Here is an 18,836-nt window from a genome sequence, read left to right as displayed (position 1 = left end):
CGGGTCCCATCGATGTCAGGCTTCGGCGCACGGTGGCCGTGCGCGCCCGCACCCGCCGCGCGACAGCATAGGTTCGTATACTACGCACGCGCGCAGCCGGGCAAGCATCGCGCCCAGGGCGTCGCTCTTTGCGTGCGGCGTGTGGGGGGTCAGCTGCGCTGCGGCGAAGGGGCCGCGCAGTGAGGTTGTCGGGGGGCGAGTCGCGCGTAGGTTGTCGGGGGGCGAGTCGCGCGCGGGTCCTGGCAGGGGTGTGCTGGGCGCGGGCGCCTGGTCGGGGACCTCAGGCCACGTCGGCCTTGGGTGTCCGGCGCCGCGGCGGCACGACGCTCGTCTTCTTTCGCGGCGTCACGATACAGTAACGCCCTGCCTCTCCGACCCTCTCGTGGACGCCCGACTCCATGGCGGTCCGCGTCGGCCTGAGCGGGGGCAGCCACCGCGACACGCTCGCGAGGCACGAGGGGCGCTCGGGGAAGGGCGAGTGGCGGGGGTGCGGCCGCTCCGGGGCCGCCTCGGTCGCGGTGTCGTGCGGCCGCTCCGCGCCCGCTTCGTGCGTCCGCTCCGGCGCGGCGTCGTGCGGCCTCTCCGCGCCAGCGTCGTGGAGCGGCCGGTCGGACAGCGCGCCATGGGGCGGCCGATCGGACATGGGATGCGGCGGCCGGTCGGACAGCGCGCCATGAGGCGGCCGGTCGGAGGGCGGGCCGTGCGGCGGCCGCTCGGTCGGCGAGCCGTGCGTCGCCTCGAAGGCGGCGCCGCTCTGCGCAGGGAGCATACCGGACGATGCGCGGCGCCTCGCCGTGCTCGCGGCGATCCGTAGCCGGAGATCCTCGACGTGCTTCGCGAGCCGCTCGGTCTCCTCCGTGAGGCGCGTGAAATCATCGACCTGGCTTCTGCGCTCTGACATAAAACGAGTCCTTTGCTGCGTTTATCAGGCGATCTCGACTCTTGGTGATTGTCCTGCACGTCACGTGCCGAGCGACCAGAGGGCGGCTGAACGGAACGTGCAAGGCCGTGTGAAGCCCCTGTGTGGCGAATTGCCGCAACGTGGCAACGCTGCCTCCACCCTGTGATCAAGGTTGCTGGGGCGTCGCGCGGGGCGCAGCGGGCGCAGGCTGGAAGTGGTGGGGGCCGCCGTGGGCGGCACGGCCTGTGCCATGGCGAGGGCGCACAAAGGATGGATGAGCCCGGCGCGCCTCGCTGCGCCACGGATCGTCTGCGAGCCCGCGAGCACGGCCTGTGTTCGGCGCCTCCGGCAGCTCGACCCATCGAGCACCGAGGCGCGCGCGGCGCTGATTGGCTGGTTGAAGGAGCAGATGGATGCAGAAATCGGTCTTCGAATCGCTTGGCGCCCGGCTGGGGATCCCGACGGAGGGCCCGTGGCAGTGGCTGATCGTGGCGGCGAGCGTTCCGGTCGGCCTCGGGCTCGCCCGGCTCGTGGTGCACGGCTTCCGGCGCGCCGGCGCGGTGGTCGCGCGTCGGACATCGACACCGTGGGACGAAAAGATGCTCGACGCGGCAATCGGCCCCATGACTCTTTGTCTCGGCGTGGTCCTGACGGCTGGCTTCGCCAAGACGACGCCGATCGGGCGGGAGATCGTGGCCGATCTGCGGTCGCTCCTCTCGGCGCTGTTCATCGCCGGGGTGGCGTGGCTCCTGATGCGCATCGTGGGTATCCTGACGGAGGTGCTGGACGCGCGCGCCCTGCGGCACCTCGAGGAGGGGAGCGAGTCGTCCCGCGGGCTCCGCACGCAGGCGCGCGTGCTGGAGCGGGTCGCGCGGGTGCTCATCGTGATCGTGGCGGGCGCGCTCGTGCTCCTGAACTTCGAGACCGTGCGGAACGTCGGTGTCTCGCTGCTGGCCTCGGCCGGCATCGCGGGCGTCGTGCTCGGCCTGGCGGCGCAGAAGCCCGTCGGCGCGATCCTCTCCGGCCTCCACATCCTGTTCACCCGCCCCATCGACCTCGGCGACAAGGTGGTGGTGGACGGGCAGTTCGGGACGATCGAGGAGATCCGGCTGACGCACGTGGTCATGAAGATCTGGGACGAGCGGCGGCTCATCATCCCGACCGCGCGGCTCCTGGACGAGTCGTTCGAGAACTGGACGAAGCACGGCGCGGAGAAGCTCGGCACCGTCGAGATCTACGTGGACTATCGGACGCCGGTCGAGTCCGTGCGCCAGCGTTTCGAGTCCATCCTTCCGAACAGCGAGCTCTGGGACAGGCGCGTGAAGGCCGTCCAGGTCACGAACGTGACTGAGCGAACCATCGAGGTGCGTTTTCTCATGTCGGCCACCGACTCGGGCAAGCTGTTCGATCTGCGGTGCTGGGTGCGCGAGGAGATGCTCCGCTGGGTGCGGGAGCTCGAGGAAGGCCGGTTCTTACCGCAGGAGCGCTTCACGCGCGCCTCGCCGGTCGCCGAGGCGGTGGAGCGGCGTGGCCCTGCCTCGGGCCGCGCGCGGCGGGCTGACGGGGTGGCCGATGTCGCGACGTGACGGAGCGCGCCTGCTACGTAGCGGAACGCCACACCGCGACATCCAGGCGTGGCGCCGTGCAGGCGCGCTCATCTGTCACTTTGCGGTCCCGTAAACTCCCCGTTTCACGCGCGTCAAGTCGACGATGGACGGAGGCGCGGAACAGGCCTTCATGCCTGCCCGCGCGCTGCTGGCCTCGCCGCGAGCGGCGCGAGGGTATGTGGGGCGCGCCACCGGTCGCAGGAAAGCGGCACGTGCTTTGCAGCTAAATATAGAAAGATCCGAGAAAAATGCCCGTCAGCCGTGATCGTGCGACGAGGTTCTCGCCACCTCCCCGGGGGGGAGAGGGGGTCGGTAGCAGGTCGGAACTGTCCTTGCCGGCTATGCGCAGCTGCCTGCGCGGGAACCCAGGAGCAACACGCCATGAATTGGGTCATCAAGATCACGCGGATTGGCGGTATCGAGGTCGTTGCGCACGCCGCGTTCGGCCTGCTCATCCCGCTCGGCGCGCTCCAGTGGGGGGCGCGGCACGGCGGGGGCGGCGCGCTCTTCGGCTGCGCCCTCGGCGCGGCGCTGCTCGTGTGCGTGGCGCTGCAGGCGCTCGTGCAGGGCGTCGTGGCGCGGCAGGTGGGCCTCCGGCTGAGCGAGGTCGTGCTCTCGCCGCTCGGCGCCGTCGCGCGGCGAGCGCGGCCGGTCGCCGGGTGGGCGCAGAGCGGGGCGCTCGGCCTCGCCGCGAACTTCGCTGTTGCGGCGCTGTTCTTCGTGGCCGTCGGCGCGCAGCACGGGGCGAGCGAGCTCCGGTGGGCGTCCGTGCTCCAGGCCGCGGAGGCGCCCTCGCGCGAGACGGCGGTCGTGTGGATCGCCAGCGCGAACCTCGGGATCGCGATGCTCGGGCTCCTGCCCGCGCTGCCGCTCGAGGGGGGGCGCGTGCTGCGCGAGGCGCTGTCGCCGCTCACCGGCAGCTGGCTCGCGACGTCGATGGCGGCGACGCTCGGGCAGGTGATGGCGGCCGTGCTGTTCTTCATCGCCCTGTTCAGCGGGCAGCTCCTCGTCGCGGCGCTGTCGGCGATCCTCTTTTTGGGGGCGCGGCGGGAGTGGAGCGCGGCGCAGGTGGTGATGGCGCCGGTCGAGGTGCCCGAGGCGCGACCGCTCGAGGGCAGGGCGGTCCAGCTCTGGCCTGGCGAGCTCGTGGGCGACGCCGCGCGGCGGATCCTGGCGAGCCAGGAGCCTGATTTCCCGGTGGTCTACGAGGATCGCGTGATCGGGATCGTGACGCGCACGGACGTGATGCGCGCGCTGGCGGCGGGGGAGGAGGGGGCGTTCATCGCGTGGATCATGCGGTGTGACGTGCCTCGGGTGGCGGCGGACGTGTCGCTCGACGAGGTGGGGCGGAAGATGGTGGAGAAGAACACGCCGGTGGTCGCGGTGTTCGACGGGGAGAGCTACCTCGGGCTCGTCAAGCACTCGGACATCGCGGGCGCGCTCACGCGCGGGCGCGGAGGGCGGCTGGGGAGGATTCACCTGGCGCCCCAGGTGGGGTAGGCTTCCTCTCTCTCTCTCTCAGCGTGAGACGGGCTTGCCGGGCAGCCCGGCCCGAGGGCAGGGTGTTCGTCGCGCGGGGTGGGGGCCCCGCCGAACTCGCATGTGCCCTGAGTCCTCCGGCAAGCCGGAGAACTCAGGGCACATGCTCAAACACGGCCCATCCCCCACCCCGCGCGACGAACACCCTGCCCTCGGGCCTACCGTTCGCGAAGACGGTGACCATTGATCGAGTAGGTCTCTGCAAGGCTGAAGGCGTCTCGACCAAGGCTGCAGGCCTCGACAAGGCTGAAGGCGTCTCGACCAAGGCTGCAGGCCTCGACAAGGTTGAAGGCGTCTCGGCCGAGGCTGCGGGCCTCGACAAGGGGTGAACGCGTCTCGACCGAGGCTGCAGGCCTCGAGTGAGGCTGCGGGCATCTCGGGCGAGGTTGTCGACGGCTCGAAAGCGAAACGCCCCGCCTCCGGGGGGGAGGTGGGGCGTTCGTGGGGGGACCGTCCGTGGGAGGCGGAGCCTCAATCGGTGCGCAGGAAGTTGAGCTTGAAGGAGACCACGAGCACGAGCGCGTCCTGGCTGATGCGCCGCTTGCCCCAGGCGACCCCGATGTGAAGCCCCTCGATCGGCTCGAGGTTGGAGGGGAGACCTACGGTGTGCGTGAGCGTCTTCGTGAAGTTCCACTCAGGCTTCTTGTTCGCGAGCGCCGCGTTGACGGCCTTCATGATCGTGTGGTCGATGAGCGCGGGGATGCCTCGGATGTCGGCCTCCTCGAGCTCGATGTTGAACGCGAGCACGTTCCCCTGGTGCCGCTCGATGATCTCAGGGGAAATCAGGACCTTGAGCTCATCGAGCTTGATGGTTGGGGTCACGCCCGCGATCGACCACTTCAGCTCCGCAGGACAGTCGACACGCAGGCCCATGTCCTCGACCAAGGTGATCTCGGTCGCCTTGCCAAGGTAAAGCCAGCGGTCCGTTTTCTCATCATCATCCAGATGGATCTTCACAGGGAGGAACTCGCCCAGGATCTGGGCGAGTTCCTCCCGCGTGATAATGGCTTCGAGCCACACGTGCGGCGCCTCAGCTCAGGTGGTGACCGCTCTCGCCGCCCTGGCGCCCGGAGCCCTCGATGCCGTAGTGCGAGTTGCCGCTCTCGGTCGAGGAGACCGCGCCCTTCACCGCGTCGACCGCGCCGCCGACCTTGCTCTGGATCTGGTGCTCCGCCTGCTCGACCCCCTGGGTCGCCTGGCGCTTCAGGCCGTCAAGGCGGTTGAGGATCTCGCGGCGCAGCGCCGGGCCGGACGTCGGCGAGAGCAGCACGGCCACGCCCGCGCCCACCGCGATGCCGGCCCCGAAGAACGCGAGCGTCGTGAGGGGGCTCCGCCGGCGCGCCAGCCCGACCCAGCCGAGCACGTCGTCGAAGCCGATCGCCCCGATCGTCGCGGCGATACCGGCGACCGCCTTCGCGACGTCGAGCGCCGTCGTCTTCGCGGTCGTCGCCGCAGCCGTCGCGGTCGTCGCCGCGGCCGTCGCGGCAGCGCCAGCGCCGACGGCCGCCGACTCGTACACACCCTTTGCAGCGCCCACCGCGTCATTCAGTCGGTTCGTCATGGCTCTTGTCTCCTTGTGACGGACATGACGTCCGCCGGTTCGTGACCCGATGCATTGCAGGCCCCGGACCAACTCCCCCGATCGCGCTGTACGGCCCGCTTGCCCCGGACGAGCCCCCCTGCCGCCGTGGCGGACGCGTGACGAAATGCCACATCTGTCGTGACGCGCCTCGGGGCAACGCGTGCACCACGCCGACCGCCCCGCGCCCTCGGCGCCGCCGCCCGCAGCTCCGCGCGCCCGCGCGCCGCCGATAGCTGCGCCGCGCGCGCATCGCCGCATGCCGCTGTGCTCGAGCGCGCATCGCCGCCGAGAGCTGCGCCGCGCGCATCGCTGCGGCCGCTGTGCTCGAGCGCGCACCGCCGCACGCTGCTGTGCTCGCGCGCGCATCGCCGCAGGCCGCTGTGCTCGCGCGCGCATCGCCGCCGAGCGCTGTGTCGAGGGTGCCTCACCGCCGGAAGCCCTGTCACCGCGGAAAGCAGTGTCCAAGGTGCCGCGTCGCGGGAGGCTGTGTCGAGGGTGTGGTGTTGCGGTGGGCTGTGTCGCCCGCGCTGCCGTCACCAACGGAACGGGCGCTCTCCTTGGAAGGAGTCGTTTCAGGCTGCGGCCCCCCGCGAGGAACACGGCTTGCCGAGCGGGGCGCGCCCGCACAGGAGACGGGCCCAGATCGGCGTTTTCGGCGCGCAGGCGTACTCTTGTACGCCGAGCACCGAAAACGTCGAGGTGGGCCCGTATCCGCAGCGGGCGCGTCCCGCTCAAGCGGGCGCGTCCCGCTCAACGGGGGGCGTGGACTACGCCGAGTAGCACCACGTCGACGCGGCGATCATAACCGTAAGAGTACATCGGCTGATTGCCGACCGCCTCGGAGGCGCCCGTCGCGCGCGTCGAGATGCGATCCGCAGGCATGCCCTCCTTCACGAGGAGCTCCTTCACCCGCGTGGCGCGGCGCAGCGAGAGATCCTGATTGTATGCCTGCTTGCCGCGCGGATCGGCCCGGCCCACGAGCTCGATCTTCACGTCCTTGAGGTTGGACGAGAGCAGGCAGTCGACCACCGCACGGAGCTCCAGCTGCTCCTGCGGCAGCGGCTCGGCCGAGTCGAAGGCGAAGTTCGTCTTGGGCAGCCGGCAGACATCGGCGATGTCCGCACCCAGGGTGAGCCCGATGAACCGATCCTCGCCTTCCCGCAGGTCAGGCCACTCCACCTTGTAGACACCATCAGGGCCCGGGTTGGGCATCCTGGGCTCCGCATTCCGCGCCTGCTCCGGCGCCGGTGCTGCGGCGCACGCCGAGAGGAGCGAGAGCGCGAGCGCGCCCAGGAAGAGTCCGGGCAGTTTGAACATGGACATGATGAGACACCCTCCTTTCAAGGTCCGCGGCGCGACAAGAGCGACTCGACGCCAGCGGACAAGGAGCAGTGACCTCTCGTCCCGCCGTCACCGGCGCTCGCTTCGCTTCAAGCCACCTGTCGTACCAGGGGTGTCTCGACGTGAATCAAAGTCCATGCCGGGCCGGCCCGCTCTGGCGCGGCCGTCACGCCGCCGCCCGGCCCGGCTGAGGCCGCACGCGCGGCGTGGCAGGTCGCGGCAGGTCGCGGCACGTCGCGGCACGTCAGCCAGGCGCCGACGGCTCCCTGGCCTCGAGCTTCGGCCAGGTGAACCGGAAGGTGGCGCCGGCGCCGAGGGAAGACTCGACCCACGCGCGCCCACCCTTGCTCTGGACGATCTTCTGCACGACCGACAGCCCGATGCCGGTGCCCTCGACCTTGTCCCGCGCCTTCAGCGTCTGGAAGATGCCCCAGATGCGGTCGTGGTACTCGGGCGCGATGCCCGAGCCGTTGTCCGAGACCGAGAACTCCCAGAACGGGCCGGCGTCGCGCGCGCTGATCCGGACCTCCGGATCGGTGCGCCCCGCGTGCTTCAGGGCGTTGCTGATGAGGTTCAGGAACGTCTGCTGGAGCGGCGCGCGCTCGGTGACAAGGACGGGCATGTCCGGGACGATCTCCACGCGCGTCTCGGTCGGCGGGGCGAGCAGCTCGACGATCTCCCGGAGGAGCTTGCCGACGTCGATCGACTCGGGCTTCTCGCGGACGCGGCCCGCGCGCGAGTAGCTGAGGATGCCGTCGATCAGGTTCTCGAGCCGGTGGACGCGACCGCGGAGCAGGTCGAGCTGCTTCCGGCTCTCCTCCGTCATCTTGTCGTTCAGGTCCTCCTCGATCCACTGCGAGAGGTTCGCGATGCCGCGCAGCGGCGCCTTGAGGTCGTGGCTCGTGACGTACGCGAACTGATCGAGCTCCTTGTTGCTGCGCTCGAGCGCCTGGACGAGCCGCTGCCGCTCCTCCTCGGCGCGCTTCTGATCGTCGATGTCCGTGTACGTGCCGAACCAGCGGACGATGCGCCCCGACCCGTCCCGCGCCGCGACCGCCCGACCGATGAACCAGCGGTAGGCGCCGTCGGCGCGCCGGAGCCGACACTGGTTCTCGTACGGCTCGCCCGTGCGGAGCGCGTGCCGCCACGTCTCGAGCGCCCGCTCGTGCTCCTCGGGGTGGATGGGCCGGCTCCAGCCCTCGCCCCCCGTGTCCTCGGCGCTCAGCCCGGTGTAGTCGTACCAGCGCTGGTTGAAGTACTCGTGGTGGCCGTCCGGGCGGTTCGTCCACACGAGCTGCGGCATCGTCTCGGCGAGCAGCCGGAACTGCGCCTCGCTGTGCTTCAGCTCCTCCGCGAGCGTCTCGACCTCCTTGCGCACGGTGACCTCGCGCTCGAAGAGGAGCGCGTTGTCGACGCTGAGGGCCGCGCGCCGCGCGAGCTCCTCGGCGAACTGCACGTCGGTCTTCGAGTAGCGCCGCCCCGACTCCGCGTGCACGAGCGTCATGGCGCCGAGGACGCGGCCGCGCGCCGCCAGCGGCACGACCACGGCCGAGCGGAGGCCGAGCGCGCGGGCCAGCCGGAGGTGCTCCTCGTCCCGCGCGATCGCGACGAGCAGCTCGTCCGTGATCTCCGGGACCCACTCGGTCTCGCCGGTCCGGAGCACGTTCGGCACGCCGGTGGCCGACGCGGGATCGACCGGGTAGCGCTCCTCGATCTGCTGGACGAACGCGATCTTCTCGCGGTCGGTGTGCTGGACGGCGACGCGCTGGATCGCGCCGTCCTGCCCCTGGATGTCCACCGCGCACCAGTCGGCGAGGAGCGGGACGACGAGCCGGGCGAGCTGCCCGAGCGTCTCGCGGAAATCGAGCGAGGACGAGAGGATCTCGCCCGCGCCCGCGAGGAGGCTGACGTTCGCCTCGGCCCGCTTGCGCTCGCTGATGTCGAGCACGTAGGTGAGGTTGCGCCGCTGCGTCTCGATCCGGGCGGAGCCGACGAGGACCGACACGCGCTTGCCGTCCTTGCGGATGTACTCCTTCTCGAACTGCTTCGTGACGCCGTGGGCGCTCAGCTCGTTCACCGCGTCGCGGTGGACGTGCTCGTACTCCGGCGGGGAGAGCTGCTGCCAGCTGAGCGCCCCCGTCTTGAGGTCCTCGCGGGTGTAGCCGACCATCGTGAGGAAGCAGTCGTTCGCCTCGATCACGCGCCCTTCATAGTCGCTGAAGAGCAGGCCCATCATGCTCGTGTCCATGATGCGCCGGAACACCTCGTCGCTCGCCTGGCGCTCGAGCTGGCGGAGCGCCGCCTCCTGCCGCTTGATCTGCTCGGCCCTGCGGTGCAGCTCGACGAAGACGGCCACCTTGGCGCGGAGGATGTCGGGATTGAACGGCTTCACGACATAATCGACAGCGCCCTGCGCGTAGCCGCGATACAGCCGGTCCTCGTCCTCCGGCAGCCCCGAGATGAAGATAATCGGCGTGTGCCGCGCCTGATCGAGCCCCCTCACGCGGGCGGCCGTCTCGAAGCCGTCGATACCGCGCATCTTCACGTCCATGAGGATCAGCGCGAACTCCTCGCGGGTGAGGTGCTCCAGCGCCTCCTCGCCGGATTGCGCGGCGACGAGCCGCTGGCGCAGCGGATCGAGCACGGCCTCCAGGGCGAGGAGATTCGGGCGATGATCGTCGACCAGCAGAATGCTCGCGACGGGCTCGGATGAAGCGGCGGGCACAGGAGCGCCAGGCTGGAGCGGGGCCTTCGCGTGCTGCAGGCCCAGTCCTGGCTTTCGGTCGAGCATAACGATGACGGTTAACGGCGCCCGGAGCGTCTGGCAAGCGAAAGCGGCGCTCGCGCGGCGGTGCCCACTCTCCAGCTTCCGTGGGGCGTCTCCGTGGCGGCGGCCTCGCCTAGCCTACCTAGCCTAGCCTAGCCGCGCGCGATCGGGCTCCCCGCGCCACGCTGTGGCGATCCGTCTCGCGTGGCGAACGGAGGCGGCTGTCGCGCGCTTCGAGCCGCGCCGCGGCCTCCGGTCGCTCCTCGCTGGCATGGGGCCTGCTGGATGCGTCGGCGAGGGTGTACGCATGCGATTCGGACTCAAGCTCGCCTTTCTCGTCGGAGCGCTCGCCGGCGCGCTGCCATCGCCGTCGGCCGAGGCGTCCGACGGCGCGGGGCTCTTCGCCCTGCCGCCGAGGCGGCTCGAGGCAGCAGAGCGCGCGGCGATGCCGGCGCCGGAGCCGCCCGGAACGGCCGGGAAGACGGTGATGGCGCTGATCGAGCGCGCGGTGCGGGCGACCATGGCCCCGAGTCCGGCGGAGCTGCGCGTGGCGCCCCTTGTGAGCCGAGGTGGCGGCGGCGGGCTCCGTCTCGTCCTTCCTGTGTGCGAGGACGGCTGTTCGCGCTACGCGTCGCGCGGAGTCCTGCTCGTCACGCCGGAGACGCCCGACTCGCCGATGGCCTGGCTCGCCGCGGTAGGCAACCGCGGCGCGCAGCCGACCGAGGGGCCGCCCGGCCTCTTTGCCCTGCGGGAAGAGGCCCGCGGCGCGCGCGCGAAGGTGCCCCAGCAGGAGGAGAGCGCGCTGCCCGAGTAGGCGCGCCGCCGCGTCGAGCGGGGGAGAGCGCGACGGGGAGATCGCCTTTGGGCGCGACGACCGCCGAGCTGGCCTGGTGGCGAGAGGTCGAGTCAGCGCAGGAGGGATGTCGCGCGACCGCGGCCGGTGGAACACCACCTTTCGGGAGATCCGCGCTGGAGCGCTCCGCAGCTCACGGCGGGATGGCGACCGGCGCGACCGCCTCGCGCAGGGCGCGAAACATGGCTGCGAGCTTCTCCGGCTGGTAGCTGGCGTTGAGTCCGCTGGGGTTGGGCAGCACCCAGATCCTCGTCGCGTCGATCGTCTCGGGTTGCGGGCCGGGCGCGGCCTGGGGCCGCCCGAACGCGCTGCGGTAGGCGCCGATCCCGAGCACGGCGAGGAAGCGAGGGCGGTACCGCCGCACCTTGGCGGCGAGCCGCGCCCCGCCCGCGGCGAGCTCCTCGAGCGACAGCTCATCGGCCGATGCGGTCGCTCGCTCGACAACGTTGGTGATCCCGTATCCAAGCTTCAGCAGGTCGCGTTCCTCGGAGGGGGAGAGCACGCGATCGGTGAAGCCGCCGGCGTGCAGCGCCGGCCAGAACCGGTTGCCGGGGCGGGCGAAGTTGTGCCCGACGGCGGCGGTGTAGAGGCCCGGGTTGATGCCGCAGAAAAGGACGCGGAGGTCGGGCGCGATGACGTCCGGCACCGTCTTGCCGGCGGCGGCGAGGAGCTCTTCTTTCGTGGGTCGGCGGGGACGGCGAGGGGTGGGCACGGGCTTCAAGGGCGCGGCGGCGTCGGCCGCGCGCCGCGCGCCGCAGCTTACGTCGGCGTCGCGGGGGATGAGCGCGCCTGTCGTCCGGTGCAGGCAGATCGACCCTGGACGGGGGCTTTACGGTAGATACCGTCGTGATTTCCCCGATGCTGGCGCGCTCGCTCGGTCTGCTCACCGCTCTCGTCGCGTCCGCCTGCGCGATCGCGCCCGCGCCGAGCCGCTCGAGCGGCGCCGTGACGTCGGCCCGGCCGCTGCGCGCGCGCGCTGGTGTGTCAAGCGTGTCGGGCGCGGCGGGCGGGTGGGGCGCGCTGGGCGCGGCCGGCGTCGCCCCGGGGGGAGCTCGCTACCTCCAGGGGATCGGGGAGGGCGCGTTCCGGGTGACGCACGACGAGGCGGGCTCGGCCGTCGTGGATCGCGTCGTCGTCGGCGGCGCGCGGCTCGAGCTCGGCGGCGACGGGCGCGTCGTCGCGGCGGCGTGGGAGCCCGAGCTGTGGGCGGCGGGCGATCCGATCCTTGGATCGCTCGCGATCGCGCCCCACCTCGGCGGGGGCTTCCTGCACTGGAGCCGCGGCAGGGCGTTCCGCTCGCGCGGCTTCACGGGGCCGCTCGCGGAGGTGGCGCTCGGCGGCGGCGCGCGCGCCGTGCGGGGCGCCCGGAACGGGCTCCAGGGCGTCGTGGTGCTCACCGAGCAGGGGCCGCGGGCGCTCTTGCCCGGGGAGGATCGCGGCCGGGCGCTCGAGACGCCGGGCGTCCATGATCTCGCCGCGCTGGACGCGGCGCGCGCCGTGCGCCTCGACGTCTTCGGCCGCGCCGCGACGACGGCGGACGGCGGCAGGACGTGGATCGACGTCGGCCGGCGGATCGGGCTCGCGTCGCGCGGCATCGGCGTCGCGCCGGACGCGCTGTCGCTCGACACGGCGCTCGGGCGCGCGGCCGTGCTGCCGGACGGCTCGCTGGGCCGCCCTGACGGCGACCTCGGCGCGATGACGTCCGCGGGCGGGTCGTTCCAGCCGCGCTTCGCGGGCTCCCGCGCCGGCGAGCGCGAGGAGCAGGCCGCGCGCGAGATGGCGCCGCTCGCCGCGGCCGTGGCCGCGGGCGCGCTCCTGCCCGACGGGACCGCGCTCGGGGTGATCGAGCGCGGCGCCGCGCGGATCGACGCGCGGACGGGCGAGACGCGCGCGCGGTTCGCCGGCTGGTTCCCGGACGGGCTGGGCTGCGCGCCGGTGCGCGCGCAGGACGGGCTGCTCTTCCTCTGCACGTGGGACGACTACGAGGGCTACGGCAGCTATGTCCTGCGCTCCGAGGACGGCGAGCCGCCGCGGCTGGAGCGCGCCTTCAGCGACGAGGGGTTCTTCGTGGCCGACGACGGCGGCGCGGTCGGCTTCGTCGGCGGCTGCGCGCTGTCTCCGCGGCTCGTCACGGACGAGGATCGCGATCGCCGCTTCGGCGAGGTCGTGGTCCACCCGAGGATCTGCGTGCGTCGCGGTCCGGGCGCTTGGGTCGAGCAAGCGATCGAGGTAGGCGACGGGCAGGCGCTCGTCGGCTGGGCGCCGCGCCGGGACGGGAGCGCTGTAGCGCTGCTGCTGGGCGAGCGCGACGCGCTGCCGCTGCCCGTCGGCGCGCCGCGGGGCCGCGACGAGGGGGGCGCGCGCGTCGTGCGGCTCCCGGGGCACCTCCCTGGCTGGTACTGGACGCCGCCGCCGCGCGACGCGTCGCGGGTGCTCGTCGACCGACGATTTCGCGCGCGCGAGGACGGCGGGGTCGATGGATGGCTGTCGTCGATCGAGTGGCCCGATCCGGTCGGGCAGGCGAGCCTGGGGGTGACGATCGCGTGGGACGGGGAGGTCGCGCTCCACGCGCTGCCGCCGGAGCCGGCGGGGATGGTGGTGACCGGCGATCACGGCGTGCTCGTCACGCGGGGCGCGGAGCTCTACGAGACGCTCGATCACGGCCGGACGTGGCGCTCTGCCGGGCGCTCGCCCGTGCCGCCGTCGTCGTTCCAGGGCGCCTGCTCCGCCCTCGGCTGCGCGCTGGCCGGCGTGGTGCGCCTCGGCTGGGGCGCGGGCGCGCTGGCCCCGGCGGTCGCCGCGGCGCCGGCCGCGGGGGCGGCGCCCGGGAGCGGCATCGGCCGTCCGCCGGCGCCTCCGGGCGAGCTGCCGGCGCTCTCGTGCGCGCCGGTCGGCCTGCCGGCGCCGCTCCCGGGCGCTGTGACCGACGCCGTGAGCGAGGCCGGCGCGGAGCGATGGACGGTGCCGACGCCGTACGGGGACACGATCGAGATCGTCGCGGACGCGGCGGCGTCCGGGCGCGACAGGCGGCCTGCAGAGGAGGCGGAGGAGCCGGACGGCGCGACGCCGGAGACGGGGGATGCCGCGACGGGGAAGGGCGGCGCCGCGGCGGGGAAGGGCGGCGCCGCGGCGGGGAAGGGCGGCGCCGCGACGGGGAAGGGCGGCGCGCCGCTTCGGACGCACAGCGCGCTGCTCCGGCCTCCGTTCGATCTGCGCGGCGACGCGCTGCGGCTCAACGCGACCGAGCTCGCGGTGAACGGCGGGCGCGGCGCGCAGCGCGCCGCAACGGTGCCGCTGCTCGGCGCGGGCGGCGAGGCGGCGCTGCTCGTCCTCACCGAGGCGGGCGAGCTGTTGCTCGGGCCGGAGGGCGCGCGGGCGCTGCCGGCGTTCGAGCCGCGCCGGAGTTACGCGGACGGCGCGGTAGGCCGGGCGCCTGGTCTCCTGATCGAGCCGGGCCGCGCCCTCGTGCTCGGCGAGCTCCGGCGCCGCGCGGCCATCGAGGAGCACACGCCGGAGCCGCGGCGGCCCGCGCGCATCGTGGGGCTCGACCGCGACGAGCTGCGCGGCAGGCCGATGGCGCTCGCCCGGCGCGACGACGGTGAGCTCGGCGTGCTGGTGCTCGACGGCCCCGCGCCCGAGACCGCCGGCGTGGCGCTGCTCGACCGCGCCGCGGGGACGGCGGGCGAGGTGGCGGCGCTCGCGCCGTGGTCGACGCTCACCGCCGCGACCGACGCGCGCTGCCGCGCCATGGGGGGCGCGTGGCGCGCGCTCGTGACGCTCGAACCGGAGAGCGCCCTGCGCCTGGATCGGCGGGCGTTGCCGGCCGTCGCGCTCGGGGACCAGGGCCTCGCGCAGGTGCGCTGGGGGCGGGAGCGCGTCTGCCTCGAGGCGCTGCACGTCGCGGTCGCCGACGCGCGGCGGCGCGGCGAGGCCGCGGTCGACGGGGCGCTGATCGCGCGGTGGACGGCGCCGCGCGGGCAGGGGAGCGGCGGGGGTGCGGGAGGCGGAGAGGGTGTGCTGCGGACCGCCACGATGGCGCAGCCGCTCAGGTGCCTCGCCAGCGCTCGGCCGGCGGGCGACTGAGTCGCCGCGCGCCTGGTGTCCTTGGCGCTCCTGGCGTCCTTGGCTGTCTGTATTCTGCTCCTGCCCGATGGACCAGGAACGTCGTTGGACAGGTAAAGACAAGGCTCTCGCCTCCCGAGGCTCGCGATGACCGCCCCGAATCCGCTCGCCAGGAAGCTCCAGATCAAGCCCGATAGCCGCCTCCTGCTCCTCGGCGCGCCCGACGGCTTCGCCGCCGCGCTCGAGCCGCTGCCCGAGAGGGTCACCGTCGCCACGGCCGCGCGCGGGCAGTTCGATGTGGTCCACCTCTTCGTGCGCCAGGCGAAGGACCTGGAGAAGAACGCGCCGCGGGCCATCGGCGCCGTCCGCGACGGCGGCGTCCTCTGGATCTCCTATCCGAAGCGGTCGTCGGGGGTGGAGACCGACCTCACGCGCGACGTGGGCTGGCAGGCGGTCGTGGACGCGGGCTGGGGCGGCGTCGCGCAGGTCGCGATCGACGGGATATGGTCCGCGCTGCGCTTCAGGCCCGAGGCCGACGTGAAGCGCAAGCCCGACTCGGCCGCTGCCCCGAAGCCGAGGGCGGCCGCGGCGGTCACCACGCCAGAGGACCTCGCCGAGGCGCTCCGGAGACACGGGGCCGCGCGCGCCGCGTGGGATGCGCTGTCGCCGTCGCACCGCAAGGAGTACGCGCGCTGGATCGAGGAGGCGAAGACGGCCGCCACGCGCGCGCGCCGCGTCGAGAAGAGCACCGAGATGGTGGCTGCCGGCGTGAAGGACAGGAACGAGAAGTACCGGCGTTGAGCGCCCCCTCGCGATCGCGCCGCGGCCGGCGCGGGGCGGAACCCGCGCGCCAGCGGCCGGACCTCGTGGCATCCCTCCTCGCCGTGCCCCGCTCCTCGACCCTCGCCGCGCGCGCCGCGAGCGCGCTCTCCCGCGCGCTCGGCCACCTGCCGCTCGTCGTCGCGCCGGCGCTCGCGGCCTGCGGGGCGGCCGCCGAGCCGGCGCCAGCGCTCCCCGGCGCGCTCGAGCCGCCCCACGGCGCGCGCGCCCTCGCTCCGCTCGCCGCGCCCGCCGCGCTCGGCCCTGCCCGGTACGTCGCGCCGCCGGTGCCGGGCCTCGTCGAGCGCGTGATCCTCGACGGCCACGAGGTCGACAGGGTGGTCCTCAACGGCCAGCGCGCGGAGCTGCATGGCCTGGAGCGGATCGCGCCGCTCGGCGCGCGCGCGTCGAGCCCGGAGCTCGCCGGCGGCGCCGCGTTCCCCGCCTGGGCTCGGGCGAGCGCGCAGCGCTACCTTTTCTGGAGCGGCAAGGAGATCCACGCGGCGGCCAGCTTCTCCGGGGAGCTCCGCAGGCTCGCCGCCCTGCCGGGCGACGTGGTCAGCGTGTTCCCATGGCTCGACGGCCTCGGCCTGATCTCGTCGGCCGGGAGCTTCGCCGTCCACGGCGCGAGCGGCGTGCTGCGGCCGCTCGGCCTGCCGTCGATCGTCGCGGCCGCCGCCGCCAGCGAGCGCCGCGCGCTCGGCCTCACCGTCTTCGGGCGCGCGCTCCTCACGGTCGACGCCGGGGCCTCGTACCGCGACGTCACCGCGGAGCTCGGCGACGCGGCGTCCCTCGAGGTCCGCGGCGACGAGATCGTCGTCTCGCTGGCCCACGGCCTCGAGCGGGCCATCGACCCGAGCGGCCGCGTCGGCGAGCCCCGCGCGCCGCGCGCGCAGCCGCCGGCGGACGCCGATCCGGGGTGGCTCCACCGCGCGCCCTTCGCTCGGCTCGCGGACGCCGTCGCCTCGGGCCTGCCGCTCGCCGACGGCGGGGCCGCGGTCGCCTCGGGCGGCTTCGTCGGCCGCGTCGACCTCGCGAGCGGGCGCGCGTCGTCCGGCGCGCCCCTGCCGCCCGGCAGCGGCGCGTGCGCGCCGTTCCGCGCGAGCGACGCGCTGCTCGCCGTCTGCGCCGGCCCGGATCGCGCGAGCGTCGTGGACATCGCCAGCGGCGACGCGCGCGCGCCGAGGATCGAGCGCGCCTTCGAGCTCCGGCCCGGCGCCGAGCGGGACACCGATCGCTTCGTCGGCGTCGACGGCGAGGCGCTCGGCTACCTCGGGCCGTGCGAGGGGCTCCCGCGGCCGCGGCTCGACCTCGGGGAGCTCTCGCGCGGGGCGCTCGCCGGCGGCGCCGCGCAGCAGAGCGCGGTGCTCTGCGTGCGCCGCGGGCCGGGCGCCTGGGTCGAGCACCGCCTCGATCCGGCGGACGCGACCGACGTGCTCGCCTGGATCCCGCGCCGCGGCGGGGGCGCGGTCGCCCTCGTGGCGCGCCCCGGCGTGTTCCTCCGCGACGTCGAGCGCGTCGAGGTGCGCGGCGCGCTGCGGGTCGTGCGGATCGCGCGGAGCGAGCCGCCGCTCCTCCTGCCCCAGCAGGGCGACAGGCCGCCGGAGCTGCTCTCTCGCGCGCTCGCCGCGCTCGCGGACGGCACGGTCGAGGGCTGGCTCCCCGCGCAGGGCCACGCGGCCCGCCTCGCGTCGGTCACGATCGACGCGGCCGGCCGGCCGCGCCTCCACGCGCTGCCGCCGCGCGCGAGCTCGATCGAGGCGTCGGGGCCCTTCGCGCTCGTCGAGACCGAGGACGGCAGGCTCTTCGAGACGATCGATCGAGGCAAGCGGTGGTCGCCCGTCGCGCCGCCGCCGGGCAGCGCGGCCGCGCGCCTCGAGGGCTGCTCCGCGGTGGGGTGCCGCGTCGGTCCGTTCCTCCGGATCGGGTGGGCGTCGGCCCCGCGCTCCGGCGCGCCGCCGCCCGACGCGGCCGCCGCGGAGCCGCCCGCCGGCCGCGCGCAGCGCGAGGCGCCCGCGCGGCCTTCGCCTCCGCCGCCAGTCGTGCGCCTCGCCTGCAGCTTCGCGGGGCCGCCTGCCGCGGCGCGCGTCCCGGAGTCGCGCGGGTTCGGCGCCGTCGCCGCGCCGCCCCTGCGCGGCGCGAGCCCGCTGCGGCTCGGCGCCCTCGGGCAGCTCACGCTGCCGTCCTCCAGCGCCGCGCTGCAGGCGCCGTTCGCCGACGCGGAGCTCGCCTGGATCGCCCCGCTCGACGTGGGCGCCGAGATCCGCCGCGCCGTCGTGCCGCTCGGGAGCGCCGGGCTGGCCCAGCTCGCGTACCGGCCCTACGAGGCGCAGGTCGGGCTCGTGATCGATCGCGACGGGCGCGTGGCCCCCGTGGCGGCCGGCGCCAGGGAGGCGTGCCTCGCCGGCGTGCTGGACGCCGCGCTCGTGACGCGGCCGATCGGCGGCTGCGCCCCGCCGCGCGCGGTCGGCGTCGACCTCGGCGACCGCGCGATCTTCCTGAGCCCCCGGCACGACGGGCTCGCGGTGAGCGCGGTCGAGCTCCGCACGGGAGCGGGCGCGAGCGCGCGGCGCGCTGTGTCGACGAGCGCGCTCCTCGCGATCGGCCAGCCCCCGCCGGCGCTCCGGGAGCTCCACGTGCAGCGCGCCGCGCGCGCGGCATCGGCGAGCGCGCAGCAGGCGCGCTTCGCGTACGGCGCGGGCGCGCGCGGGGGCGAGCCCGTCTTCGTGGCGGTCGCCGCGTCCGGCGGCGCGGTGCTCGCGCCGGTCGATCCGGAGCTCGGCACCCTCGGCCCGGAGGAAGCGCTCGCGCCGCTCGGCGAGCTCGGCGCGGGCAGCGCGCCTTCCTGCGCGCCGCGGCGCGGGGAGGCGCGCGTGGTGCTGCCGTTCGGCTCGGAGATCGGCCTCGTGCCCGGCGCGCTGCCGGGGGTCATCGAGGCCGGGACGGCCGGCGTCGCGGTGATCCGGTGGTCGCGCGACCGCGCCTGCCTCGACGCCGTGGAGCTCAGCGTGCGGGACGAGCGCTACGAGACCGATCTCGGCTTCTACGAGCCTCCCGGCACCGTGAAGAAGCTCGTCGCCCGCTTCGCGGGGCCAGCGCCCGCGGCCTCATCCGGGGCGCCGGCGAGGGCCGCTCGCGGCGGGCCTGGCCCCGCTCCGTCGCGGAGCGAGCCGGTGCAGGGGGCCGGCGGCGGCAAGCTCGTGCTCGTCCTGCACGGCCAGGAGGTCCGGCAGCCGGTGCGGTGCGAGGCGGTCGGGCGTTGAGGCGCGCGGCGACGGATCGAACGGCCCCGCCCTGGCCCGCGCAGCGCGCGCGGCGATGGGAGGGGTCGACCAGGAGCGCGCTGCGGTGCGCTCCCGGATCGC

Annotated in this window: 13 protein-coding genes; 7 read left to right on the top strand and 6 right to left on the bottom strand. The window is 74.3% G+C overall.

The features are described 5' to 3' along the window. Window positions 1–280 precede the first annotated feature (280 nt). Complete coding sequence (locus WME85_RS31950) at window positions 281–901, bottom strand: hypothetical protein (protein ID WP_437826821.1); 621 nt, start codon at window positions 899–901, stop codon at window positions 281–283. Window positions 902–1,314: 413 nt separating this feature from the next. On the opposite strand from WME85_RS31950, the gene WME85_RS31945 reads away from it, so the two are divergent. The 3 genes from WME85_RS31945 (at window position 1,315) to WME85_RS31935 (ending at window position 4,376) form a co-directional block, all read left to right on the top strand. Further along, window positions 1,315–2,487, top strand: coding sequence for a mechanosensitive ion channel family protein (locus tag WME85_RS31945; RefSeq protein ID WP_437826819.1), 1,173 nt, complete (start codon window positions 1,315–1,317; stop codon window positions 2,485–2,487). 402 nt (window positions 2,488–2,889) lie between these two features. Beyond that, window positions 2,890–4,008 carry a CBS domain-containing protein gene (locus tag WME85_RS31940; protein ID WP_437826817.1) on the top strand — a complete coding sequence of 373 codons (1,119 nt, stop codon included), beginning with the start codon at window positions 2,890–2,892 and terminating at the stop codon, window positions 4,006–4,008. A 215-nt stretch (window positions 4,009–4,223) separates the two neighbouring features. Then, window positions 4,224–4,376, top strand: coding sequence for a hypothetical protein (locus tag WME85_RS31935; protein WP_437826816.1), 153 nt, complete (start codon window positions 4,224–4,226; stop codon window positions 4,374–4,376). 142 nt (window positions 4,377–4,518) lie between these two features. Here WME85_RS31935 and WME85_RS31930 read toward each other — a convergent pair whose 3' ends face one another. From WME85_RS31930 to WME85_RS31915, 4 genes are all read right to left on the bottom strand, one after another. Further along, on the bottom strand, window positions 4,519–5,067 hold the full coding sequence (locus WME85_RS31930) for a hypothetical protein (RefSeq protein WP_437826814.1): 549 nt from the start codon (window positions 5,065–5,067) through the stop codon (window positions 4,519–4,521). A 10-nt stretch (window positions 5,068–5,077) separates the two neighbouring features. After that, complete coding sequence (locus WME85_RS31925) at window positions 5,078–5,608, bottom strand: YtxH domain-containing protein (RefSeq protein ID WP_437826812.1); 531 nt, start codon at window positions 5,606–5,608, stop codon at window positions 5,078–5,080. Between the two features lie 771 nt (window positions 5,609–6,379). Next, entirely contained in the window at window positions 6,380–6,952 is a 573-nt protein-coding gene (locus WME85_RS31920; RefSeq protein WP_437826810.1) for an OmpA family protein, read from the bottom strand. 262 nt (window positions 6,953–7,214) lie between these two features. Then, a complete protein-coding gene (locus WME85_RS31915) occupies window positions 7,215–9,761 on the bottom strand; it encodes a PAS domain S-box protein (RefSeq protein ID WP_437826808.1) in 2,547 nt (848 codons plus the stop codon). 283 nt (window positions 9,762–10,044) lie between these two features. On the opposite strand from WME85_RS31915, the gene WME85_RS31910 reads away from it, so the two are divergent. Further along, window positions 10,045–10,551: a hypothetical protein gene (locus WME85_RS31910; protein WP_437302787.1), complete on the top strand. Its 507-nt coding sequence runs from the start codon at window positions 10,045–10,047 to the stop codon at window positions 10,549–10,551. A gap of 172 nt (window positions 10,552–10,723) precedes the next feature. On the opposite strand, the gene mug is transcribed toward WME85_RS31910, so the two are convergent. After that, on the bottom strand, window positions 10,724–11,236 hold the full coding sequence (mug, locus tag WME85_RS31905; protein ID WP_437842403.1) for a G/U mismatch-specific DNA glycosylase: 513 nt from the start codon (window positions 11,234–11,236) through the stop codon (window positions 10,724–10,726). Window positions 11,237–11,436: 200 nt separating this feature from the next. Here mug and WME85_RS31900 point away from each other — a divergent pair, with 200 nt between their 5' ends. The 3 genes from WME85_RS31900 (at window position 11,437) to WME85_RS31890 (ending at window position 18,734) form a co-directional block, all read left to right on the top strand. After that, a complete protein-coding gene (locus tag WME85_RS31900; protein ID WP_437826806.1) occupies window positions 11,437–14,673 on the top strand; it encodes a hypothetical protein in 3,237 nt (1,078 codons plus the stop codon). A gap of 126 nt (window positions 14,674–14,799) precedes the next feature. Continuing rightward, entirely contained in the window at window positions 14,800–15,453 is a 654-nt protein-coding gene (locus WME85_RS31895; RefSeq protein WP_437826804.1) for a YdeI/OmpD-associated family protein, read from the top strand. 65 nt (window positions 15,454–15,518) lie between these two features. Continuing rightward, complete coding sequence (locus WME85_RS31890; protein ID WP_437826802.1) at window positions 15,519–18,734, top strand: hypothetical protein; 3,216 nt, start codon at window positions 15,519–15,521, stop codon at window positions 18,732–18,734. The last annotated feature ends 102 nt before the right edge of the window (window positions 18,735–18,836 follow it).

The sequence above is a fragment of the Sorangium sp. So ce1153 genome (genome assembly GCF_051521595.1).
Lineage (GTDB): Bacteria > Myxococcota_A > Polyangia > Polyangiales > Polyangiaceae > Sorangium.
This window is presented reverse-complemented; position numbering and strand designations above follow the sequence as displayed.